Below are 22575 nucleotides of genomic sequence, written 5' to 3' on the forward strand. Positions count from 1 at the left end.
GCTTCCTTGCCGGTGCAGGCATCAGAAGCCGGTACCCATCTGGAACTGGAAGCGCTCCAGGCGGTCACCGGTTATCGGATTAATAGGCTTAGCATAACTCAACTTCAATGGGCCCACCGGAGAAATCCAGCTCACCCCGAGGCCCGTCGAGAAGCGCAGTTCCGACAGGCGCATCTTGTCGCCTTCCTGGTAGACCTGGCCGCCATCGAAGAACGCGAACCAGCGCAGGCTGCGGTCCTTGCCCTGGCCCGGGAATGGGAATTGCAATTCAGCATTCCCGATCAGGCGCGAAGCGCCGCCGAGCGCGTCGCCGTTGGTATCGAGGTAACCCAGCGACGAGCTGTAGTAGCCGCGCACGGAACCGATGCCGCCGGCATAGAAGTTCTTGAACACCGGGTATGGCTTGTCGCCGATGCCGTGGCCGTAGTCGAACTCGCCCTTCAGCGCCAGCGTGGCCCACGACGTGATCGGGCGGTACCACTGGTGTTCGTACACGGCGCGGAAGTATTTCGAATCGCCGATCAGGTCGATTTCCAGGTTGGCGCGCTGGTAGCGGCCGATCGTCGGCGTGACCGCGCTGTCGCGGCTGTCGCGGCCCCACGCCACCGTCAGCGGCACGGAGTTCGACGACACCTCGCCTTCGCCGCTTGCCGGGCCGCCCAGGTCGCGCACATACTGCTTGAAGTAGTTCGGGCTGGTGAAGTCGGTCTTGATGGTGGCACGCTCCAGGCCGATGCCGAAGAACACGGTATCGACTTCGGAGAACGGCACGCCCCAGCTGACCCGGCCACCCGTCTGCTTGATCGAGTACATACCCGTGTTGACGGCCGGCGGATCGAACGTGCGCAGGTACAGTTCGTAGCTCTGCGAGACGCCGTCGTCCGTGAAGTAGGGATTGGTCTGCGAGAACGCGATCGTGCGGCTGTATTTGCTCGTGTTCAGTTCCAGGCCCACGGTGTTGCCCGAACCGGCGAAGTTGGCCTGCTGGATCGACGCCGACAGGCTGAATTTCTCGGCCTGCGAGAACGCGCCGCCGATCTGGAAGTTACCGGTCGGCTTTTCCACCACCGTCAGGTTCACGTCGACCTGGTCGGAGGTGCCCTGCGCTTCCGGCGTATCGACCGTCACGTCCTTGAAGTAGCCCAGGCGGTCGACGCGGTCGCGCGACAGCTTGACCTTGTTCGAGTCGTACCAGCTCGACTCGAACTGGCGGAACTCGCGGCGGATCACCTCGTCGCGCGTGGTGGTGTTGCCCTGGATGTTCATGTGGCGCACGTAGGCACGCTTGCCCGGGTCGATCATGAACGTGAAGGCGACTTCGCGCTTTTCGCGGTCCACCTCGGGGTTGGCGTTCACGTTGGCGAACGCAAAGCCGAAGTTGCCCAGGCGGTCGGTGATCAGCTTGTTGGTGGCGGTCAGGCGGGCACCGGAATACGTTTCGCCCTTCTTCAGCAGCACCAGCGAGCGCAGTTCCTCCTCGCGGCCATACATCTCGCCTTCGAACTTGATGTCGGAAACCTTGTACTGCTCGCCTTCGGTGATGTTGATGGTGAGGTAGATGTCCTTCTTGTCCGGCGTGATGGACACCTGCGTGGAATCGACGTTCATTTCCACGTAGCCGCGATCGAGGTAGAACGACTTCAGCGCTTCCAGGTCGCCGGTCAGCTTCGTCTTTGAATACTGGTCGGCCTTCGTGTACCAGCTGAGCCAGCCGGACGTGTCCAGCGACAGTTCCTTGCGCAGGTCCTTGTCGGAGAAGACCTTGTTGCCGACGATGTTGATCTGCTTGATGCGGGCGATCTCGCCTTCGTCGACGTTGAACATGATGGACACGCGGTTGCGCTCCATCGGCGTGACGGTCGTGGTGACCTTCACGCCGTACAGGCCGCGCGACAGGTACTGGCGCTTCAGTTCCTGCTCGGCGCGGTCCACGGTCGCCTTGTCGAAGGTCTTGGCTTCGCCCACGCCGATGTCCTTCAGCGCGGTGACGAGCATGTCCTTCTCGAATTCCTGGGTGCCGGTGAAATCGACCTTGGCGATCGCCGGGCGTTCCTCGACGATCACGACGAGCACGTCGCCGTCCTTTTCCAGCCGCACGTCCTTGAAGATGCCGGTCGCGTACAGCGCCTTGATCGTGGTGACGGATTTGTCGTCGCTGAACGTTTCGCCCACGCGCACCGGCAGGTAGCTGAACACGGTGCCCGCTTCGGTGCGCTGGATGCCTTCGACGCGGATATCCTTGACGACGAAGGGTTGGACTGCGAAGGCGCTGCCGGAGCAGAAAGCCAGAACGGCGGCACCGATCAGCGTGCGGCGAAACGAAGGCGAAGCAAAGCGGTCAGAGATGAATTTCATTGGCAAATGTGAAGGCGTGAAAGCCGCTTCGCGATAATCCGGACAGCACCTTTCGACACCTCATCCGCAATCATTCCGAACCAGCTTCCCAAATACGAGACTGCACGCGGCGGGCGGGTCAAAGCAACCGCGCGACATCGTTGAATACAGCGAGCGCCATCAAGGTCACCAACAACCCGACACCCAGACGCTGTGCAATCTCCCCAAAACGCTCCGGCACCGGGCGCCCAGTCAAAACTTCCAGCGAATAATACAGCAAATGGCCGCCATCCAGAACCGGTATCGGGAGCAAATTCATCACCCCCAGGCTGATGCTGACCACGGCCATGAACGACAGGTAGCTCGCCAGGCCGATGCGCGAACTCTGGCCCGCATAGTCGGCGATCGTGATGGGCCCGGTCACGTTCTTCCACGAGACCTCGCCGACGATCATGCGGCCGATCATGCGCACGGTCAGCACGCTGGTGTCCCACACCTTGCGCGCGGCCTTGGCCACCGCGCCGAACGGACCGTCCGCCACGACGATCATATCCGGCCGCCCCAGCAGCTCCACCTTGATCTTACCGACTGTTACACCGTCTTTACCCGAAACGGCTTCCGGCACCACGGGCACGCGCACCAGCGCGCCATCGCGCCGCACGTCTACCTGCACGGTGCGTGCCGCGGCCTTGCGGATCGCCCCGCTGAACGTGGCGATGTCCGTCACCGGCGCGCCATCCAGCGCTACCACCTGGTCGCCGGTGCGCAGGCCGGCACGGGCGCCGGCGCCCTGCGGATCGACCTTGCCCAGCACGGGCGCGGGCAGCCAGATGTTGAAGCCCAGCGCGCCCGGCACGTCGCCATCGAGATCGACCGCGCGCAGCGCGGTGGCCGGCAGCGTGAACGTGAAGCGGCCGCGGCCCGGGCGGTCCACTTCCACGTGGACACCTTCGCCATCCTTCGATGCGACGACCGCTTCGATCAGTTGCCAGCGCAGCTCGGACCAGCCGTGGACGGCATTGCCGCCGACGGCGCGCACGACGTCGTCGCGATCGAGGCCCGCCGCGGCGGCAGGCGTCTGCGCGGCCGGCGCGGCAAGGCGCGTGGCCGGCTCCTCGATGCCGTGCATGTACAGCCCGGCGAACAGCACGATCGCCAGCAGGAAGTTGGCGATCGGCCCGGCGGCCACGATGGCGATGCGCTTCCACACATTCTGACGCGTGAACTCGCGCGGCAGGTCCGCTTCGGCGATGTCCTTCACATCTTGGTCGCGCGCGTCCAGCATCTTCACGTAGCCGCCCAGCGGCAGCGCGGAGACCGCCCACTCGGTCTGGTCCGGCCCCACGCGGCGGGACCAGACCACGCGGCCCATGCCGACGGAAAAACGCAGCACCTTCACGCCGCACCAGCGCGCCACCAGGTAGTGGCCCAGTTCGTGGATGACCACGAGCGTGCCCAGCACGATGACGAAGGCGACGACCGTCTGCAGCAGGTTCATGGCGATGCTCCCGGGAGGCGCGTGGATCGGTTGGTCGTCAGGCGCTGGCCGCCTTCAGCGGATGGCCCAGCGCGGCGACGGCGCGTTCGGCCGCGGCGCGGGCCGCCGCATCCTGCGCCATCACGGCATCGATCGACGATGCCGGGCCGTGCGGCAGCGTGTCCATCACGCCGGCGATCACGCGGTCGATCTGGCGGAAGCCGATGCGCTCGTCGAGGAAGGCCTGCACGGCCACTTCGTTGGCCGCATTGAGCAACGCGGGGGCGGTGCCGCCGGCGTTCAGCGCGTCGTACGCCAGGGCCAGGCAGGGGAACCGGTTGAAGTCGGGTTTTTCGAACTGCAGCGTGCCGACCTGCGTGAGGTCGAGCTGGGCGACGCCGGAGGCGATCCGCTCCGGGTAGGCCAGCGCGTTGGCGATCGGCGTGCGCATGTCCGGGTTGCCCAGTTCGGCGATCACCGAACCGTCCGCATACGACACCATCGAGTGGATCACCGATTGCGGATGGATGACGACTTCGATCTGCGCCGCCGGGGCACCGAACAGCCAGTGCGCCTCGATCACTTCCAGGCCCTTGTTCATCATGGTGGCCGAATCGACGGAAATCTTGCGGCCCATGACCCACTTCGGATGCTTGCAGGCCTCGGCCGGCGTGACCGTATCGAGCGTTTCGACCGCGCGCTTGAGGAACGGGCCGCCGGACGCGGTCAGCAGGATCTTCGTGACGCCGGCCGCCTCGGGCACGCGGCGATAGGTCGACGGCAGGCACTGGAAGATGGCGTTGTGCTCGGAATCGATCGGCAACAGCGTCGCGCCGGAAGCCGCCACGGCATCCATGAACAGCTGGCCGGACATCACCAGGGCTTCCTTGTTGGCCAGCAGTACCTTCTTGCCGGCGCGCGCGGCGGCCAGCGTGGGCGCCAGGCCGGCGGCGCCGACGATCGCCGCCATCACGGCATCGACCTCGCCGCTTGACGCGATTTCGCACAGCGCCTGCTCGCCCCACGCCACCTGCGTGTCGAGGTTCATGGCACGCAGCAGCGCCGCCAGCCGGTCGGCCGCCTCGGCGCTGCCGACGACGGCCACCTTCGGCCGGAACTGCCGGCATTGCGCCGCGAGTTCATCGACGCGGCTGTGCGCGGACAGCGCGTGGACGGTGTAGCGGTCGGGATGGCGGGCGATGACGTCGAGCGTGGAGACGCCGATGGAGCCGGTGGCGCCGAGAATGGTGATGCTTTGCATAGTCAATTCCTTTGAAACATGCCGGCGAAGGCCTGGCATGTTCCGTTTCCTTTTACAGCCAGCCGCCGACGAGCGCGGCAATCGGGAGGGCCGGCACGAGGGCATCGATGCGGTCGAGCACGCCGCCATGGCCGGGCAGCAGGTTGCTGCTGTCCTTGAAGCCGGCGCGACGCTTGAGCTGGGATTCGAACAGGTCGCCGACGATCGCGGCGCCGACGATGACGGAAAGCGCGGCCAGGGCAATGCCCCAGCCCAGTTGCGCCTGCACGCGCACGGCGAAGGTATCCTGCAGCCATGGTTGGTAGGGCGCGGCGAAGATCGTGATGGATGCCAGCACCAGCACGGCCATCCAGCCACCGATCGCGCCTTCCACGGTCTTGCCGGGCGAGATCGTCGGCGCCAGCTTGCGCTTGCCGAATTTCTTGCCGGAGAAGTAGGCGCCGATGTCGGCGATGAACACCAGTGCCATCACGGAGATCAGGTACAGCGGCGAGCGCTGGAGCAGCAAGAGGATCGCCACGAAGCACGACACGAGCGTTGCGGCGTACACCATGGACAGCAGCGTGTTGCCGAAGCCCTCCATCGGCGGCAGGCCCACCTTCAGCGACGGCAGGAAACGCAGCAGCCAGATGGCGGCGCCCAGCGCGAGCCAGAAACGGGCCTGCTCCAGCCCGACGTTGTAGAAGAACGTATAGGCGAACGCCGCCGTCCAGCAGGCGGCGACGACGGCCGGCGCGCGCAGCTTGAACAGCCGGAACGTTTCCCACGCCGTGGCGAAAAACGCGATGGCGACGAGTGCCTGCACGGCCGGCAGCGAGCCGGAGAACAGCACGGCCACCAGCACGACAAACAGGATGACGGCGGTAATGATCCGGGTCTTCAGCATGCTTTGTATCTGTTATTTTTTCAGTTGTTCACCGGTGCGGCCGAAGCGGCGTTCGCGGTGCTGGTAGGACGCGATGGCTTCGTCCAGCTTCTCGGCAGTGAAATCGGGCCAGTACGTATCCGTGAAATACAGCTCCGTGTAAGCGAGCTGCCACAGCAGGAAATTCGAGATGCGCTCCTCGCCGCCGGTGCGGATGAACAGGTCCGGTTCGGGCGCATACGCCATTGCCAGGTGCGGCGCGAGCTGCGCTTCCGAGAAATCCGTGGCGCCCGGATGTGCCGATACCATCTTGCCAATTGCCTGCATGATATCCCAGCGGCCGCCATAGTTGGCGCACACGGTAACGGTGAGGCGGGAGTTGTTGGCCGTCTTGCGCTCGGCGGCGGCGATCATGTCCTTCAGTTTGGCGTCGAAGCGGGACAGATCGCCGACGACCTTCAGGCGGATATTATTGGCATGCATCTTCGCCACTTCGCGCTCGAGCGCGGTGACGAACAGGCGCATCAGCAGGGAGACTTCCTCTTCCGGCCGGCGCCAGTTCTCGGAACTGAACGCGAACACCGTCAGGTATTCGACACCCCGGTTGACACAGGCTTCGACGACCGTGCGCACCGCTTCCACGCCCTTGACGTGGCCCGCCACGCGGGGCAGGAAACGCTTGGTGGCCCAACGGCCGTTGCCGTCCATGATGATCGCCACGTGGCGTGGCACATTCGGCACGTCGGGCACTGCGGTCGTCGAACTCGTATATCTCATTAGTAACGCTTTAACGCCAAAAGATGAACTGTACAAAAAAAAACGGGGACAGGCACCTATTTTCAAGAAATATTTTCCTGAAAACAGAGGCTTGTTCCCGGTTGGTGGCGGCACGGAGAAAAAACAGGGGTCAGTCCCCTTGAGACGGCAACGGCTGGCGCTTGCGCCAACACTTACCGGGGACAGACCCCAGCGCGCGGCTGCCGTCCGCGACCTCCGGCAGCGGCCACGGCGGAAGCCTTAAACCGTCAAGACTTCCTTCTCTTTCTCGGCGACAATCTTGTCGATGTCGGCAATCGCCTTGTCGGTCAGCTTCTGCACGTCGTCGGAGGCGCGGCGCTCGTCGTCTTCCGAGATCGCCTTGTCCTTCGTGAGCTTCTTCAGCTGCTCGTTGGCATCGCGGCGGATGTTGCGCACGGCGATCTTGGCATCCTCGGCTTCGCCCTTGCACAGCTTGACCATTTCCTTGCGGCGCTCTTCGGTCAGCGGCGGGGTCGGCACACGGATCGTGTCGCCCTGGGTGGCCGGGTTCAGGCCCAGGTCCGCGTCGCGGATGGCCTTTTCGATCGCGGCACCCATCTTCTTTTCGAACGGCGTCACGCCGATCGTGCGGGCGTCGATCAGCGTCAGGTTGGCCACCTGGTTGATCGCCGTGGGGTTGCCGTAGTAATCGACCATTACGTGGTCGAGGATGCCGACGTGGGCACGGCCGGTACGCACCTTGGCCAGGTCGGCCTTCAGCGTATCCAGCGATTTCGCCATTTTGTCCTGGGCGTTCTTCTTGATGTCAGCGGTAGACATGCTGCTCTCCTGTTGTTCTGGGGGTTTCGTATATCAGACGTGAACGAGCGTACCTTCTGCCTCGCCCATGATCACGCGCATCATAGCGCCTGGCTTGGTGATGGAGAAGACTTTGATCGGCAGCTTCTGGTCGCGGCACAGCGCGAACGCGGTAGCGTCCATCACCTGCAGCTGGCGGGCGATCGCGTCGTCGAAGCTGATGGTGTCGTACAGCGTGGCGTTCGGGTCCTTCTTCGGGTCGGCACTGTAGACGCCGTCGACCTTGGTGGCCTTCAGCACGATCTCGGCCGACATTTCCGAACCGCGCAGCGCGGCGGCGGTGTCGGTGGTGAAGAACGGGTTGCCGGTGCCGGCGGCGAAGATCACGACCTTGCCTTCTTCCAGGTACTGCAGCGCTTTCGGGCGCACATACGGTTCGACGACCTGCTCGATGCCGATCGCCGACATCACGCGCGCGACGACACCCACGTGGCGCATCGCGTCGGCCAGGGCCAGCGCGTTCATGACGGTGGCCAGCATGCCCATGTAGTCGGCGGTGGCACGGTCCATGCCCTGGGCGCCTGGTGCCACGCCACGGAAGATGTTGCCGCCGCCGATCACGACTGCCAGTTCCACGCCCAGTTTCGCGACCTCGGCCACGTCGGCGACCATGCGCTCGATCGTTGCGCGGTTGATGCCATAAGGGTCATCGCCCATCAGGGCCTCACCGGACAATTTGAGGAGGACGCGCTTGTAGGCTGGTTTTGACATGAGCTTGGGCTCCTAAGTAAATGTATTCAGTGACATTCCGGCCGCAATGATAGCTGCAAAGCCATGCATGCCGGGGTAATGCTCCAACCGTGTCGCCACGCGGGACGGTTGGCAGAGATGTTCGATATTGCCGAGAGCCGCTGGCACGGGCTGCAGGGCAAGGCGCATCGTCGAAGACAGTACTTCAGTACGGCGAGACGAATGCAACGCAGCCATGCGGCCTGTGCCAGCGGCTCTAAAAAAACGGGCCTTGCGGCCCGTTCGATGATTACGCTCCCTTGGAAGCAGCCATCTGGGCTGCCACTTCTGCGGCGAAATCGTCTACTTTCTTTTCAATGCCTTCGCCCACCACGTACATGGTGAAGCCTTTCACGGACGCGTTGGCGGCCTTCAGCATCTGCTCGACCGACTGCTTGTCGTTCTTCACGAATGCCTGGTTCAGCAGCGACACTTCCTTCAGGTACTTCTGCACCGAACCTTCGAGGCGCTTGGCCACGATTTCCGGCGACTGGGCCGGCTTGCCGGCTGCGGCAGCCTGGGCTGCATCTTCGTCGGCCTTGGCCTGGGCAACCGAACGCTCTTTCTCGATCATTTCGGCAGGCACCTGGTCGGCGGACAGCGACACCGGCTTCATTGCGGCGATGTGCATGGCCACGTCCTTGCCCACCTGGTCGTCCGCGCCTTCGAATTCGACGATCACGCCGATCTTCGTGCCGTGCAGGTACGAAGCCAGCTTGCCGGTCGTTTCAAAGCGCTGGAAGCGGCGGATCGACATGTTTTCGCCGATCTTGCCTACCAGGGCGGAGCGCACTTCTTCCAGCGTCTGGCCGGATTCGGTCGGCAGCGCCAGCAGGGCAGCCACGTCGGCCGGGTTCTTTTCGGCGGCCAGGCGCGCGGCGGTGTTCGCCAGCGACAGGAAATCGTCGTTCTTCGCGACGAAGTCGGTTTCGGAGTTCACTTCGACCAGGGCGCCCACGTTGCCCGAGATGAATGCCGCGACGACGCCTTCGGCGGTCACGCGCGCGGAAGCCTTGGCAGCCTTGCCGCCCAGCTTGACGCGCAGGATCTCTTCAGCCTTGTCCATGTCGCCGGCCGCTTCGGTCAGGGCCTTCTTGCATTCCATCATCGGTGCGTCGGTCTTAGCGCGCAGTTCGCCGACCATTGCTGCGGTAATCGCTGCCATATGTTTTCTCCTGTATTCGGTGGGGGTGCCCCGGCGGCGCCTTGTGGCAGCCTGCTCATCGGGCACATTGTTAAAAAAAAGGGGAGCCGGAAGCCACCCCTTTTTAACAGCCTTTTATGTAAAGCTGATGTCCGCCGGAGGCGGACACTGGCATCAAGCCTGTTCGTTCACTTCCACGAACTCGTCGCCTTCGGCCGTCTTGATCGACTCCAGCACTTCGGTCGACGCGTTGGCACGGCCTTCCAGGATCGCATCTGCCACGCCGCGGGCGTACAGGCTGATTGCCTTGGACGAGTCGTCGTTACCCGGGATTACGTGGGTCACGCCGGCTGGCGAGTGGTTGGTATCGACGATGCCGATGACCGGGATACCCAGCTTCTGGGCTTCGGTGATCGCGCCTTTGTGGTAGCCAACGTCGATCACGAAGATCGCGTCAGGCACGCCGCCCATATCCTTGATGCCGCCGATGGACTTCTGCAGCTTTTCCATTTCGCGGCTGAACAGCAGCGCGTCTTTCTTGGTCAGCTTTTCCACGGAACCGTCAGCGACTTGCGCTTCCATGTCCTTCAGGCGCTTGATCGACGTCTTGATGGTCTTGAAGTTGGTCAGCATGCCGCCCAGCCAGCGCTGGTCGACGTAAGGAACACCTGCGCGCTGGGCTTCAGCGGCGACGATGTCACGCGCCTGGCGCTTGGTGCCCACCATCAGGATGGTGCCACGGTTGGCGGACAGTTGGCGAACAGTCTTCATCGCCTCCTGGTACAGCTCCATGGTCTTTTCCAGGTTGATGATGTGAATCTTGTTGCGGTGGCCGAAGATGAACGGAGCCATCTTTGGGTTCCAGAATCGGGTTTGGTGACCGAAGTGGACGCCGGCTTCCAGCATTTCACGCATCGTTACAGACATTTTTTACTCCAGGGTTGGGTCTGGAACCAGCTCAGTCACCCTTGCGGGCACCCTTGCAGAGCGGGTTCGAGTTTATTAAAAGTAGGATATTTACAACATTGCTTGAAACAAGTTCGAGCAACCCGGCATTTTAGCGGAATACAAGGAAACAATCAAACGATGTTCCTGATCTTCGGCAAGCCGTGTTTGAAACCAACGCGATGCCGTTATCAATAGTGCTCACGTAGACGCTGAACCCTGCTACCAGGAACTCCACAATATCCGCTTGCAGTCGCTGTGCGGAATTGCATGGTCGCACGCATGCATAACGGACTCGTTTCACGTCCCTTGGCCCAGCCTCAACGGCAGCGAGCCAAATCATTGCAGCCAGTCAACAATTGAAGCTCATGTTGGCCTTGGCTTCGCAGGTAGTCCATTTAAAGGAGCGACCAACATGACAGCCAAGCCACCGTACCGTCCCCAAGTGCCGGTATGAAAATGAGTCCTGCCGCCCGTACAAGAATGCGAGCAGGAGAAAAAGTCGTGCTTCACTATTACAACGACACGGGACGCAATAAAGGAAACTGCACCTGGGGAGCAGGCATTCTTGCTCACTATGGCGTGTGCAATGCCGAGGAACTGGAACGCAAGGTCAGCATGGGAGAAGTCAACAAGGAGTTCGATCACCGCGTTGCCGAGGCAGAAGGCTACGTAAAGCGGGGGATATCCAAGGTCGGCCTGGACCAGGACCAGTTCGATGCGCTCGTGAGCCTGACATATAACGTAGGCATCCGGAACGTTCGCGATACCTATGCTCTCGTGAACAGTTCAGACTTTGATGAGGCAGCGGCGAATAGTAGTCGCATGACCAAGGTAGCAATAAAGAAAAATGGCAAGCGAGTCTTGGTAACCGCACCCGGGCTGATCAAGCGACGCGCTGAAGAAAGCGCTCCGTTCCGTACGAAGCCCACGGCAACCAGGGAGGTGAAATGAACCGGGTTTTGCACTCACCGCGTTTTCGCTTGCCTGGAGCAGCCTTGATGGCTCTCATTTTCACAACGGCCCCTGTATTTGCGGAAGAGCGCATCGATCGCAGCGTACTCGGTCGCTGGCAGTTGGCTTCGGTATTGGACTATGCCGACATCACTGCTCTTGATGAGAACGAAGCGGGGCTCCTGGTCGGGAAGATCCTTACGATCGAAAAGGACAGCGTCCAGCTCGACAATAGAAATGTGGGCAGTCGACATTTCGCAGTGAGCGGGTCGGGAGGGATCGCGAACTGCGCGACAATGCTCGCGTGCATGACACCACTCTCGGCCTGCCGGACCCCGTCGAAGTAGTCGAGCTCAGTTGTGCCTACTTGTATTTGAAGACACCCAACCGCGCCGTTCTGGCCTGGCGAGGCGTTTATTTCGACGCCATCCGGCTCAAGCGCTAACGATGCCCCTTGCCTGAATAATCCATTGGGCAAGGGATACCTGTTCGAGCCGGGCGTGGCTGCCGCCATCGCCGGTATCGGGCGTCGCCACACAGCATGCCGGCGTATGCTTGAGAACACGACCGAGTCACGAGGACACACCACCATGGAATCAAAACGACTGGAAGAACTGGAACAGGGCCTGCGCAACGCGCTGCAGCTGATCGAACGCGATGAGTCCGGCGCGCAAGGCGAAATCGACCCGGGCCATCCGGCCGCGCGGGCAGCATTGGCATGCGAACTGATGCTGCCGGAGAAATTGACGCTGGTATCGCTGGCCGACGCCATCCGCCACAAGATCGAAACCGTGCACGTGCTGCTGGACCGGGCGCGGGCGCACGAGAAACTGCCGCCCGATGCGCAGCTCGCGGCGGACGAAGGTTACATGACCAGCGAAGACGACTTGCAGCAAGCCCAGCGCAATTCGTAGGCGCCGATCTTTAAACACGCCCCGCATTCGATCGCGCCGCCGGCCGGCGGCACGCATGCGGCAATGCTTCGATAAGCATGGCCTGACGGCTCTGCCAGAATCGTTGTCGCACCGCAATATGCACATCGCGCAATTCGCTATGTTGCTCATCAGGACCAATCCCCTGAGGCAATTATGGCAATCGAAACGACACCCCCGGCGCCGTCTTCCCGATCGCGGGCACCCATCCGTCTAGCCGCCTTGGCGGCCGCCCTTCTCTTTTTACTCGCAACCGACGCAAGCGCCCGCGAAGAATTCCGCGACCGCAGCGTCATCGGCAAATGGAAACTGGTTGCCGTCCTCGACCTGGCGTCGATCGCATCGCTCGATGAGGCGGAAGCAAAAACACTGCTGGGCAAGACCCTGACGATCAGCGACACCGCCGTGCAGGTGGACGAAGAGCTGTGCTCGCCACCGGAATTCTGGGCGGAGCGGGTGATACCGGAACCCCACATGCGGGAAAAGCTGCATTCGACCGCCGAACGCCTGCGGCTGCCGAACCCCGCCACCATGGTCGAACTGGGCTGCACGGATGTCTATATCCGCAATCCGGGCCAGCTGGTGCTGCTGTGGGGCGGCGCGATGTTCGATGCCGTGCGCATCCAGCCGGAACGTCCACGACCGGCAAAAGCCCTGCCATTCACGAAACAACCCGTGAACAAGACAGCGCCTGTCAGGATCCAGAAAGCCGGCGGGATCGTGAAAACCGCCACGGTTCGACAACCCGGGATTGCCCCGAAAGCTGCCAAGGCAAAGCCTCCCCGTCGCAAAGCCCGGATCAAGACGCGAGGCGCCTCGGCTGTCAACGAACTGTTCTGACGACGCACCAGGATGGCGAAACGAGGCTTCGGGGCGACTGGCCGGACAGTACACGTCTTGTCCGGCTTCGGTCCGGGCAGCTCACAGCCACATGCCGCACTGCACAAATAAATCGTCACCGAGGCTTGAAATAGGTCTAGAATCATCCATATACCATCCACTTGGATGGCAAATGGAAGGTTATAAAGGAAACACCATGCCCGACCTGAAGCTGCGCCCCGCCGATTCCGAAAAGATCACGATCAACCTGTTCCCCGTGGACCTGGGCCAGATCGACCTGCTCGTGCAGCAGGGTTTCTATGCCAACCGCACCGACCTGATTCGCACCGCGATCCGCAACCAGTTGAACCAGCATGCGGACGTGGTGAAGCAGACGGTCGAGCGCAACCAGTTCGTGCTGGGTTTGCAGCAGTTTTCCAGCGCCGACCTGGAAGCGGCCCGCACCGCCGGCGAGATGCTCAACATCCGCGTGCTCGGGCTGGCGACGATCGCACCGGATGTCACGCCCGAGCTGGCGGTGGCGACGATCGGCTCGATCACGGTGCTGGGCGCGCTGCATGCCAGCCCGGCCGTCAAGGCGGCGCTGGCGGGGCGCATCAGCTGACCGGCATCCATCCAGAACTCTCCGGCAGCATCGCTGCCGTTATGCACCACTTATGCACCACTCATCCACGCCTCACCCCATGGAAGGCACGATATGAAATTCGATTCCGCACTGATGGCCCGCCTGCAGGCAGCCACGCAAGACCTGATGAAGGACGGCCCGATGGCCGCCACCGCCGCGATCCAGCGCGCCCTGGCCGGCGACGCCGCGCCGGAAACGGATGCCACCGACAGCGGCATCCACACAGCGCCGGGCGCTGGCACCTCTGGCACGACGCCCGGCGCCGGCGCCGGCGCCACGATGAAAGACTTGAATGCGCCACCGGAAAAAGCGCCGGCACGCCCCGCTTTCCGTGCGCGCAAAAGCGCAACTAAGCCCAAGCAGCAGCCGCACGCCGCGCCGGAAGAAAAGCAGAGCGAGACGCCGCATGCAGGCAATGCCATGTCCGGCCTTGCCGACATGCTGGCGAAGTCCGGCATCACGCTGCCGGAAGGCCTCGCCGACAGCTTCAAGGAAAAGTTCAAGGGCGGCTTCCAGGGCGGATTGCCCGAGGGCCTGCTCGACGGCCTGCCCGAAGCACTGAAAAACGGCAAGCTGCCCGGCGCCCGCAAGCGCCCGCCCCCTCCCCCGCTGCCGGACGGCGCCCGCTTCGACAGCGCCAGTTTTACATGCAGCGCAGGCACGCGCGGCTACAAGCTGTATGTGCCGAGCACCTACAAGGCGGGCCAGCCGGTGCCGCTGGTGGTGATGCTGCACGGCTGCACGCAGGATCCGGACGATTTCGCCGCCGGCACGCGGATGAACCAGGTGGCGGAAGACACCGGCTGCCTCGTCGCCTACCCCGGGCAAACGCAGCAGGCCAACAGTTCGAAATGCTGGAACTGGTTCAGCGCGGCCGACCAGCAGCGCGACCGGGGCGAACCGGCGATCATCGCCGGCATCGCTCGCCAGGTGATGGCCGATTTCGCGGTCGATCCGGCGCGAGTCAGCATCGCCGGGCTGTCGGCCGGCGGCGCGATGGCGATCGTGGTGGGCGCGCTGTACCCTGAACTGTTCAATGCGGTCGGCGTTCATTCCGGCCTGCCCATCGGCAGCGCCAGCGACCTGCCCTCGGCATTGCAGGCCATGCAGCAAGGGGCCAAGGGCCATGCGCGACCTGTCGCGAGCCCGCCGGTGATCGTGTTCCATGGCGACAAGGACCACACCGTGAACCAGAAAAACGGCAGCGATGTGCTGCAGCACGGCCTGGTGGCGCACGAAGCGGGCACGCCGGAAGTGGCATCGGCCAAGGCCACCGGCGGGCGCAAATACACGCGCACCGTCCACAAGGGCAAGGACGGTCGCGTGCTGGCCGAGCATTGGCAACTGCACGGCGCGGGCCACGCGTGGGCCGGCGGCAGCGCCAGCGGGAGCTACACGGATCCGACCGGGCCGGATGCGAGCCGGGAGATGGTGCGGTTCTTCGAATCGGTGGCCACCACGCGCACCCGGGCCGGCTAGCCGCTTACTTCGCCGCCTTCGCGCGCTGCATATCGTAGAACGTGCGATCGAACGTGCTGTATCCGGTTTGCCATGTGCGTGCGCCATCGAGCGACACGCCAATGTCGAACACGCCGAACTGGCCCAGGTCCATGTCGATGACAGTGCCGGACTTCAGCGGCACCATGATCCGGCCATGCTCGTAGTCGGCATGGTGGGCCCAGGTCTTGCCGCCGTCCCGGCTGGCCTGCAGTTCGGCCTTGGTCAGTGCGCCGCCATACAGCAGCATCGTGCCGTCCGCGAGTTGCACGACCGGCGCGATCTTCACCTTGTAGGGTCCCTCGATCTCGGTCCAGGTGCGCGCTTCGTCGTTCGACACGTGCACCTTGCCGAACACGCCGCCAAAGCCGCCGCTGACACCGGTCAGCACGCTCAGGAGATTGTTGGCGCCGATGCGCATGTCCGTCAGCCTGCGGTTTTCAGGCAGCGCGCGCTCGGTCCATTGTCCCGTCTTGAAATCGAAGAACTGCATTGGCCCGGTCGTCAGGCTGTACGCGAAACCGTTCTGCGTGGTCCACATGAAGAACTGCGTGGCACCGCTCCACAAGCTCGCCTTCACGCTCTCGCGTTTCACCGGCTTCCAGTCGCCCTGTTCCAGGCGCGTGGAATGGAACAACGTGATCTCGTCGCCGCTTTGATGCGCCACGTACCACCCGTCGGCGGCATTACCTGCGATGCGCACCAGGTTCCCCGGCGGCAGGTTGCCCGTGTTTACCGGCGTCAGCGTCTTCGCACCCGGCACATGTTTCAGCAATGCGCCGAATTCGCCCACCGCCAGCAGGTCGGCGTCAGGCAAGCGGACCGGCAATACGCACAGCAGCGATTCGATCCCCGGCCCACGGGCCGCGTGCCAGCGGCCATCCTTCTCCCGCATCAGCACCGTGTTGAGCCGACTGGCCGCTGCGACGCGACCGTCGTCAAGCTCGGTCACGCAGTCGGCGCCCACGGGGCGGGACAGCGCATAGCGCTCCACCTCGTCATCTGCCGACCGTGGCGTGTTCCATCCTGCTTTGACCTGGCCAGTGAACAGGCGGGCATAGTCCGGCGAAAAACGTGTCAGCAGTTCCCGGTTCGACGTCACGCGCTCGCTGCGGCCATACAGGACCCGGTCGTTCAGCGGCGTGATGATCATCCGCCCCAGGTCCACCGGCACATCGCCCGACACCGTCAGCATGCCGAGACGCCCGTTCGAATTCCCCGAAACGCGCAGCGACTTGTTGCTCCGCACGTCAGCCAGCTGGTGAATCTCATACTCGCCGGCCGGCAGTTTTCCGACAAACAGCGCCGTATCCCGTGCCATGCCCGGCGCGACCCGGCTCATGATGAAAGTGTTCATCGAGGGCTTGGACGGCGTGCCCGGCACGGTCGACGGCGCGTAGGCAGTGAGATAGATCGTATCGAAGCCCCTGATCTGGCCCGTATTGCTCGTGATGCTCACCACCACCGGGCTTTCTCCCGCAACAGGCGGGGACTTCAGGGGATCGCTGACCATCGTGGTACAGCCTGAAGCGCCGATGGCGATGGCGATCGTTGCCAGCAAGTTGCCGACATTAACGGAAAAAAATTGATTCATAAACAGCTTTAGTATCAAAAAGCAACTATCATATCAAACTTGAAAGGCCGAACGGACTTTTTCACCGGTCATGCGGGTCCCGACGCGAAGCGCGCGCCTGCACACCGACATTCAGCGCATGAGGCAGCCTCGCCTCGCCCTTGCCGTCGTTTATAATCTCCGTTTATCGCGGCAGCCGCACACGGCAGCCCACACTGCAACAACACACATACACATGGCCATCACGATCAAGACCCCCGAAGACATTGAAGGCATGCGCCTTGCCGGCCGCCTCGGTGCCGAAGTCCTCGACTACATCACGCCGTTCGTCAAGCCCGGTGTCACCACCGGCGAGCTGGACCGCCTGTGCCACGAATACATGACGAATGTGCAAGGCACGGTGCCGGCGCCGCTGAACTATGCGCCGCCCGGCTATCCGCCGTATCCGAAGGCGATCTGCACGTCGGTCAACGACGTGATCTGCCATGGCATCCCCGGCGACAAGGTGCTCAAGAACGGCGACGTGGTGAACCTGGATATCACGATCATCACGAAGGATGGCTACCACGGCGACAACAGCCGCATGTTCTACATCGGCCCGCCGACCATTCTCGCCAAGCGCCTGACCGAGATCACCTATGAATGCATGTGGCTCGGCATCGCCCAGGTGCGTCCCGGCGGCCATTTCGGCGACATCGGCCACGCGATCCAGCAGCATGCCGAAAAGGCCGGCTACAGCGTGGTGCGCGAGTTCTGCGGCCACGGTATCGGCAAGATCTTCCATGAAGAGCCGCAGGTGCTCCACTACGGCAAGCCGGGCACCGGCGAAGAGCTCAAGCCGGGCATGATCTTCACGATCGAGCCGATGATCAACGCCGGCCGCCGCGAAATCCGCGAAATGGGCGACGGCTGGACGATCAAGACCAAGGACCGCAGCCTGTCGGCCCAGTGGGAACACATGGTGCTGGTGACCGAGACCGGCTACGAGGTGCTCACGTTGTCCGCCGGCTCGCCGCCGCCGCCCGCCTTCATCGCGCCATCCAAGGCCGCGACCTGACGCCATGCTGGCCCACGCGATGCAAAAGGAACTGCGCGACCAGCTCAAGGCAAGGCTGAAGTCCGACCGGCAGGTGGTGATCGCCACCTTCCGCGAGGATGGCAAGCCGGAAAAGCTGCTGCGCAGCCTGCGCCAGAGCGTCGACGAAGTGCTGACGCAGGCGTGGCAGGCCGCGGAGCTGCCCGCGCAAACGGCGCTCGTGGCCGTGGGCGGCTATGGCCGCGGCGAGCTGTTCCCCTATTCCGACGTGGACGTGCTGATCCTGCTGCACCAGCCGCCGGACGAGGATACGCGGCGCCGCCTCGAGGAGCTGGTGCAGCTGTTGTGGGACCTGGGCCTGGAGATCGGCTCGGCGATCCGCACGGTGGAGGAATGCCTGGCCGAATCCGAGGCGGACATCACGGTGCAAACGAGCCTGCTGGAAGCGCGGCTCGTGACGGGCGACGCCGAACTGTTCGCACGCCTGGAAAGCGCGTACGACGCGGCGATGGACCCGCAGGCATTCTTCCACGCGAAAACGGCCGAAATGCGCCAGCGCCACGCCAAGTATGAGGACACGGCGTTCTCGCTCGAACCGAACTGCAAGGAAAGCCCCGGCGGCCTGCGCGACCTGCAGGTGATCCTGTGGATGGCCAAGGCGGCGGGCCTCGCCAGTTCGTGGCGCACGCTGGCCACGCGCGGCCTGATCACGCAGACCGAGGCGCGCCAGCTGATGGAAAAGGAGCGCGCGTTCAAGGATATCCGTGTGCGCCTGCACCTGCACGCCGGCCGCCGCGAGGACCGCCTCGTGTTCGACGTGCAGACCGCGATCGCCGAAAGCCTGGGCCTGCAAACCACCGGCAACGGCGTGCACATGCGCCGCGCCAGCGAATACCTGATGCAGCGCTACTACTGGGCCGCCAAGGCCGTGGTGCAGCTGAACACGATCATGCTGCAGAACATCGAGGCGATGCTGTTCCCGCAAGGGTGCGACACCCACCCGATCAACGAGCGCTTCAACGAAGTGAACGGCTTCATCGACATCGCCAGCGACGACGTGTTCTCACGCACGCCATCGGCGATCCTCGAAGTGTTCGTGCTGATGACCGAGCGCCCCGCGCTGAAAGGCATCACCGCCCGCGCCACGCGCGCGCTGTGGCACGAGCGCTTCGAGATCGACGCCGCTTTCCGCGCCGATCCCGTCAACCGCGCCTACTTCCTGCGCATCCTGCAGGCGCCGTCCGGCATCATCCATGCGCTGCGGCGCATGAACGAACTGTCGATCCTGGGCCGCTACCTGCCGAACTTCCGCAAGATCGTGGGGCAGATGCAGCACGACCTGTTCCACGTGTACACGGTGGACCAGCACATCCTGATGGTGGTGCGCAACATGCGCCGCTTCACGATGACGGAACATGCGCACGAATACCCGTATTGCAGCCAGCTGATGGCGAACTACCCGCAGCACTGGCTGCTGTACGTGGCCGCGCTGTTCCACGACATCGCCAAGGGCCGTGGCGGCGACCATTCGAAACTGGGCGTGGCCGACGCGGTGCAGTTCTGCCACGACCACGGCATGAGCGCCGACGAAACCGAACTGGTGGCATTCCTGGTCGAGCACCACCTGCTGATGTCGACGGTGGCGCAGAAGCAGGATCTGTCCGACCCGGACGTGATCGAGGGGTTCGCGAAAGCCGTGCGCGACGAACGCCACCTCACCGGCCTTTACCTGCTCACGGTGTGCGACATTCGCGGCACCAGCCCCAAGGTGTGGAACGCCTGGAAAGCCAAGCTGCTCGAAGACCTGTACAGGGTGACCCTGCGGGTACTGGGCGGCGAACCGCATTCGGCCGACCGCGAGCTGAAGAACCGGCAGCAGGAAGCGCTCGCCACGCTGCGGCTGTATGGCCTGCCGCCATCGGCGCACGAGGCCTTGTGGAAGCAGCTCGACATGGCCTACTTCCTGCGCCACGACGCGTCGGACATCGCCTGGCAGACGCGCGCGCTGTACGACCGGCTGGACAGCCAGAAGCCGGTGGTGAAATGCCGGCTCGCGCCGATCGGCGAAGGCCTGCAGATCGCCGTCTACATCCGCGACCAGCCCGACCTGTTCGCGCGCATCTGCGGCTACTTCGACCGCAAGAATTTTTCGATCCTGGATGCGAAGATCCACACCACGAAGCACGGCTACGCGCTCGACACGTTCCTGGTGACGGAGCAGAGCTTTGCGAAGAGCTACCGCGACATCATCAACCTGATCGAGCACGAACTGTGCGACCTGCTGCAGAAGCAGGCGCCCATGCCGCCGCCAACGCACGGCCGGTTGTCGCGCCTGTCGCGCACGTTCCCGATCCAGCCCACCGTGGACCTGCGTTCGGACGAGCGCGGCCAGTACTACCTGCTGTCGGTCACGGCGAACGACCGCACCGGCCTGTTGTACTCGATCGCCAACGTGCTGACGAAATACCGCGTCAACCTGCACACCGCCAAGGTGATGACGCTGGGCGAGCGCGTGGAAGACGTGTTCATCGTCGACGGCCAGTCGCTGGCGAGCGCGCGCACGCAGCTGCAGCTGGAAACCGATTTACTGGAAGCCTTGAAAGTCTGAGTTAGTCAATGTCCGAAGAACTTCTGCGTTTATCGAAACGCATGTCCGAACTGGGGTTGTGCTCGCGCCGCGAAGCCGACGAATGGATTGCCAAGGGCTGGGTGCGCGTGGACGGCCAGGTCGTGTCCGAGCTGGGCACGAAGGTCTACCCGAGCCAGAAAGTCACCGTCGAGCGGCAGGCCGCCGCCGAGCAGAGCAAGCGCGTAACGATCCTGATCAACAAGCCGATGGGCTATGTCAGCGGCCAGGCCGAGGATGGCTACACGCCCGCCGTGGCGCTGATCAAGCCGGAAAACCGCTGGCCCGACGACCCGTCGCCCGAGCAGTTCCACCCCACGCAGCTGCGCAGCCTCGTGCCCGCCGGCCGGCTCGATATCGATTCCGTGGGCCTGCTCGTGCTCACGCAGGATGGCCGCGTGGCGAAGCACCTGATCGGCCACGACACCGACATCGACAAGGAATACCTGGTGCGCGTGGAGTACACGAAACCGGGGAAATTGCCGGATGCGGACCTGAAAAAGCTGAACCACGGCCTGTGGATGGATGGCAAACCGCTGTTGCCGGCCAAGGTGCGCTGGCAGAACGAGGACCAGTTGTCGTTTACGCTACGCGAGGGCAAGAAGCGCCAGATCCGCCGCATGTGCGACATGGTGGGCCTGAAGGTGGTGGGCCTGAAGCGCGTGCGCATCGGCAAGGTGAAGCTGGGCGAACTGCCGGTCGGCCAGTGGCGCTATCTCGCGCCCGATGAGCGCTTTTAGCGACAAACCAAGGACCTGGACTAGCCCTGCGGCAATAAAGTTGTCTGCGATCAAAAGGTTTGCTGATATCCTTGCAGACTGAAACTGCCGAGCCCCGCCATGACCTTCCTGCCCAAGAACCTCCGCGATCACCTGCCCTGGCTGCAATCGCCGACCGTCCGGCGCTTCAGCGCGCAACTGCGGCTGAACGCGCCCTTGTCGCCCGCATCCGGCGGCGCGACCGCCTACCACCGGACGGAGGCGGCGGGCGATCTCGTCACCGCCGGGATGTCACCGCGCCGCCGCAGGCTGGGCTCGGCGGATATTGTCGAACCGATTCCGCCGGAATCCCAGCCCCACGAGATCACCGACGCGGCCGATATCCGCGCGGCGCTGCAAAACCTGTACGACCGTGGCGAACCCGTGACGGTCTACGCGAACGGCGCGGGCACGCCCATCCTGGCGCGTATCCATGCGATCGATGCCGCCGCACCGGTCTTCATGCTGCGCCTCGGCGACGGCGTCGTGCTGCCGGAAGGCCCCTGCACCTTCGTCAGCCGCCTCGATTCGGCGCGCTTCCAGTTCGACCTCGCGGCCGGGTGGGCGCCGGTGCCGGGCACCCCATCGCTCGTACCGGTCCCCTTCCCCGAACTGTGCCTGGTGCTGAACCGGCGCGCCGCCAGGCGCCTGGAAACACCGGTGGTCGGCAACTACACGGCATCGTTCGTGATGTTCGGCACGCCATACGAGATGCAGTTGTATGACGTGGCCGCCGGCGGCATCGGCATGCGCTGCGCCCCGCGCGACGCACCCGGCATGCACATCGGCCGCAAGCTGCCGCGCGTGCGGCTGGAGCTGGGCGATGCCGTCGTCATCTGCGACCTCGAAGTGCGGCTGTCGCGCCGCTTCCGCTCCTTCCTGCTGGGCGAACAGGTGCAGATCGGCTGCCGCTTCGTCAACCTGTCGCCGCAGATGCAGACGGCTGTCTCCAGGGCCATCGAGAAGATGGCCGTGGGGCGGCGCTAACAATCCCGTATCGGCAGCGTGACGCTTGCCCGCAAGCCGCTGCCCTGCGCCTTCCCTTCCAGCCCGATCCGCCCCTGGTGCCGCGCCACCACGGCCAGCGCGATCGCCAGTCCCAGGCCGCTGCCGCCCTGCACCTGCGCCGGGTCGCGATAGAAGCGGTCGAACACGCGTTCGCGCAGGGCCGGCGCGATGCCGGGGCCTTCGTCCGTCACGGTCAGCATGGCCATGCTGCCATCGCGCCACAGCCGCACATCCACGGTGCCGCCCCGGGGGCTGTACTTGATCGCATTGTCGACGAGGTTGTCGACCAGCGATATGTGTCGGACACCGGTTTTCCGCTCAGGAAATCGGCAACATCATGCGAAAACCGGTCGG

The 22575-nt window shown here is 63.7% G+C and carries 21 protein-coding genes; 10 read left to right on the forward strand and 11 right to left on the reverse strand.

Annotated features, from left to right (window positions below; translation table 11 throughout):
* Positions 1-21 precede the first annotated feature (21 nt).
* The 9 genes from bamA to rpsB all read right to left on the reverse strand — a co-directional run bounded on the left by bamA (position 22) and on the right by rpsB (position 10354).
* Positions 22-2355 carry an outer membrane protein assembly factor BamA gene (bamA, locus tag ACY65G_RS20770; RefSeq protein ID WP_464999188.1) on the reverse strand — a complete coding sequence of 778 codons (2334 nt, stop codon included), beginning with the start codon at positions 2353-2355 and terminating at the stop codon, positions 22-24.
* A 118-nt stretch (positions 2356-2473) separates the two neighbouring features.
* Positions 2474-3832: an RIP metalloprotease RseP gene (gene rseP / locus ACY65G_RS20775; protein WP_464999189.1), complete on the reverse strand. Its 1359-nt coding sequence runs from the start codon at positions 3830-3832 to the stop codon at positions 2474-2476.
* 37 nt (positions 3833-3869) lie between these two features.
* A complete protein-coding gene (ispC, locus tag ACY65G_RS20780; protein ID WP_464999190.1) occupies positions 3870-5072 on the reverse strand; it encodes a 1-deoxy-D-xylulose-5-phosphate reductoisomerase in 1203 nt (400 codons plus the stop codon).
* 52 nt (positions 5073-5124) lie between these two features.
* Complete coding sequence (locus tag ACY65G_RS20785; RefSeq protein WP_464999191.1) at positions 5125-5958, reverse strand: phosphatidate cytidylyltransferase; 834 nt, start codon at positions 5956-5958, stop codon at positions 5125-5127.
* Between the two features lie 12 nt (positions 5959-5970).
* Complete coding sequence (gene uppS / locus ACY65G_RS20790; RefSeq protein ID WP_464999192.1) at positions 5971-6714, reverse strand: polyprenyl diphosphate synthase; 744 nt, start codon at positions 6712-6714, stop codon at positions 5971-5973.
* Between the two features lie 240 nt (positions 6715-6954).
* The gene (gene frr, locus ACY65G_RS20795; protein ID WP_464999193.1) at positions 6955-7515 is read right to left on the reverse strand and encodes a ribosome recycling factor; all 561 of its coding nucleotides are present in this window, start codon (positions 7513-7515) and stop codon (positions 6955-6957) included.
* Between the two features lie 33 nt (positions 7516-7548).
* Positions 7549-8265, reverse strand: coding sequence for a UMP kinase (pyrH, locus tag ACY65G_RS20800; protein ID WP_464999194.1), 717 nt, complete (start codon positions 8263-8265; stop codon positions 7549-7551).
* Between the two features lie 268 nt (positions 8266-8533).
* The gene (gene tsf / locus ACY65G_RS20805; RefSeq protein WP_464999195.1) at positions 8534-9448 is read right to left on the reverse strand and encodes a translation elongation factor Ts; all 915 of its coding nucleotides are present in this window, start codon (positions 9446-9448) and stop codon (positions 8534-8536) included.
* A gap of 153 nt (positions 9449-9601) precedes the next feature.
* The gene (gene rpsB, locus ACY65G_RS20810; protein WP_130188838.1) at positions 9602-10354 is read right to left on the reverse strand and encodes a 30S ribosomal protein S2; all 753 of its coding nucleotides are present in this window, start codon (positions 10352-10354) and stop codon (positions 9602-9604) included.
* Positions 10355-10876: 522 nt separating this feature from the next.
* Between rpsB and ACY65G_RS20815 the strand changes: the two genes are divergently transcribed.
* The 6 genes from ACY65G_RS20815 (at position 10877) to ACY65G_RS20840 (ending at position 15202) form a co-directional block, all read left to right on the forward strand.
* A complete protein-coding gene (locus ACY65G_RS20815) occupies positions 10877-11326 on the forward strand; it encodes a glycoside hydrolase family protein (protein WP_464999196.1) in 450 nt (149 codons plus the stop codon).
* Between the two features lie 44 nt (positions 11327-11370).
* Complete coding sequence (locus tag ACY65G_RS20820) at positions 11371-11673, forward strand: hypothetical protein (RefSeq protein WP_464999197.1); 303 nt, start codon at positions 11371-11373, stop codon at positions 11671-11673.
* A 243-nt stretch (positions 11674-11916) separates the two neighbouring features.
* A complete protein-coding gene (locus ACY65G_RS20825) occupies positions 11917-12240 on the forward strand; it encodes a hypothetical protein (RefSeq protein ID WP_464999198.1) in 324 nt (107 codons plus the stop codon).
* A gap of 240 nt (positions 12241-12480) precedes the next feature.
* Positions 12481-13098, forward strand: a complete 618-nt coding sequence (locus ACY65G_RS20830) for a hypothetical protein (protein ID WP_464999199.1) — start codon at positions 12481-12483, stop codon at positions 13096-13098.
* A gap of 196 nt (positions 13099-13294) precedes the next feature.
* Positions 13295-13702: a CopG family transcriptional regulator gene (locus tag ACY65G_RS20835; RefSeq protein ID WP_464999200.1), complete on the forward strand. Its 408-nt coding sequence runs from the start codon at positions 13295-13297 to the stop codon at positions 13700-13702.
* Between the two features lie 93 nt (positions 13703-13795).
* Entirely contained in the window at positions 13796-15202 is a 1407-nt protein-coding gene (locus ACY65G_RS20840; protein WP_464999201.1) for an extracellular catalytic domain type 1 short-chain-length polyhydroxyalkanoate depolymerase, read from the forward strand.
* Between the two features lie 4 nt (positions 15203-15206).
* On the opposite strand, the gene ACY65G_RS20845 is transcribed toward ACY65G_RS20840, so the two are convergent.
* The gene (locus ACY65G_RS20845) at positions 15207-16814 is read right to left on the reverse strand and encodes a beta propeller repeat protein (protein ID WP_464999202.1); all 1608 of its coding nucleotides are present in this window, start codon (positions 16812-16814) and stop codon (positions 15207-15209) included.
* Positions 16815-17028: 214 nt separating this feature from the next.
* Here ACY65G_RS20845 and map point away from each other — a divergent pair, with 214 nt between their 5' ends.
* From map to ACY65G_RS20865, 4 genes are all read left to right on the forward strand, one after another.
* Complete coding sequence (gene map / locus ACY65G_RS20850; protein WP_464999203.1) at positions 17029-17850, forward strand: type I methionyl aminopeptidase; 822 nt, start codon at positions 17029-17031, stop codon at positions 17848-17850.
* A gap of 4 nt (positions 17851-17854) precedes the next feature.
* Positions 17855-20437 carry a [protein-PII] uridylyltransferase gene (locus ACY65G_RS20855; RefSeq protein ID WP_464999204.1) on the forward strand — a complete coding sequence of 861 codons (2583 nt, stop codon included), beginning with the start codon at positions 17855-17857 and terminating at the stop codon, positions 20435-20437.
* Between the two features lie 8 nt (positions 20438-20445).
* On the forward strand, positions 20446-21195 hold the full coding sequence (locus ACY65G_RS20860; RefSeq protein WP_464999205.1) for a pseudouridine synthase: 750 nt from the start codon (positions 20446-20448) through the stop codon (positions 21193-21195).
* 99 nt (positions 21196-21294) lie between these two features.
* Positions 21295-22200: a flagellar brake protein gene (locus ACY65G_RS20865; RefSeq protein ID WP_464999206.1), complete on the forward strand. Its 906-nt coding sequence runs from the start codon at positions 21295-21297 to the stop codon at positions 22198-22200.
* Here the strand turns inward: ACY65G_RS20865 and ACY65G_RS20870 are convergent.
* Positions 22197-22517 (reverse strand): sensor histidine kinase, encoded by a 321-nt coding sequence (locus tag ACY65G_RS20870; RefSeq protein ID WP_464999271.1) that lies wholly within the window; start codon positions 22515-22517, stop codon positions 22197-22199. The genes ACY65G_RS20865 and ACY65G_RS20870 overlap by 4 nt on opposite strands.
* Between the last annotated feature and the right edge of the window lie 58 nt (positions 22518-22575).

Source organism: Pseudoduganella sp. jia 12 (assembly GCF_055502675.1).

Excerpts from the sequence above, each read along its gene's own strand:
- ACY65G_RS20845 (WP_464999202.1), bottom strand. The coding sequence starts at position 16,814 with ATGAATCAATTTTTTTCCGTTAATGTCGGCAACTTGCTGGCAACGATC.
- tsf (WP_464999195.1), bottom strand. The coding sequence starts at position 9,448 with ATGGCAGCGATTACCGCAGCAATGGTCGGCGAACTGCGCGCTAAGACC.
- ACY65G_RS20865 (WP_464999206.1), top strand. The coding sequence starts at position 21,295 with ATGACCTTCCTGCCCAAGAACCTCCGCGATCACCTGCCCTGGCTGCAA.
- pyrH (WP_464999194.1), bottom strand. The coding sequence starts at position 8,265 with ATGTCAAAACCAGCCTACAAGCGCGTCCTCCTCAAATTGTCCGGTGAG.
- frr (WP_464999193.1), bottom strand. The coding sequence starts at position 7,515 with ATGTCTACCGCTGACATCAAGAAGAACGCCCAGGACAAAATGGCGAAA.
- ACY65G_RS20785 (WP_464999191.1), bottom strand. The coding sequence starts at position 5,958 with ATGCTGAAGACCCGGATCATTACCGCCGTCATCCTGTTTGTCGTGCTG.
- rpsB (WP_130188838.1), bottom strand. The coding sequence starts at position 10,354 with ATGTCTGTAACGATGCGTGAAATGCTGGAAGCCGGCGTCCACTTCGGT.
- uppS (WP_464999192.1), bottom strand. The coding sequence starts at position 6,714 with ATGAGATATACGAGTTCGACGACCGCAGTGCCCGACGTGCCGAATGTG.
- ACY65G_RS20835 (WP_464999200.1), top strand. The coding sequence starts at position 13,295 with ATGCCCGACCTGAAGCTGCGCCCCGCCGATTCCGAAAAGATCACGATC.
- ispC (WP_464999190.1), bottom strand. The coding sequence starts at position 5,072 with ATGCAAAGCATCACCATTCTCGGCGCCACCGGCTCCATCGGCGTCTCC.
- map (WP_464999203.1), top strand. The coding sequence starts at position 17,029 with ATGGCCATCACGATCAAGACCCCCGAAGACATTGAAGGCATGCGCCTT.
- bamA (WP_464999188.1), bottom strand. The coding sequence starts at position 2,355 with ATGAAATTCATCTCTGACCGCTTTGCTTCGCCTTCGTTTCGCCGCACG.
- ACY65G_RS20855 (WP_464999204.1), top strand. The coding sequence starts at position 17,855 with ATGCTGGCCCACGCGATGCAAAAGGAACTGCGCGACCAGCTCAAGGCA.
- rseP (WP_464999189.1), bottom strand. The coding sequence starts at position 3,832 with ATGAACCTGCTGCAGACGGTCGTCGCCTTCGTCATCGTGCTGGGCACG.
- ACY65G_RS20825 (WP_464999198.1), top strand. The coding sequence starts at position 11,917 with ATGGAATCAAAACGACTGGAAGAACTGGAACAGGGCCTGCGCAACGCG.
- ACY65G_RS20840 (WP_464999201.1), top strand. The coding sequence starts at position 13,796 with ATGAAATTCGATTCCGCACTGATGGCCCGCCTGCAGGCAGCCACGCAA.
- ACY65G_RS20860 (WP_464999205.1), top strand. The coding sequence starts at position 20,446 with ATGTCCGAAGAACTTCTGCGTTTATCGAAACGCATGTCCGAACTGGGG.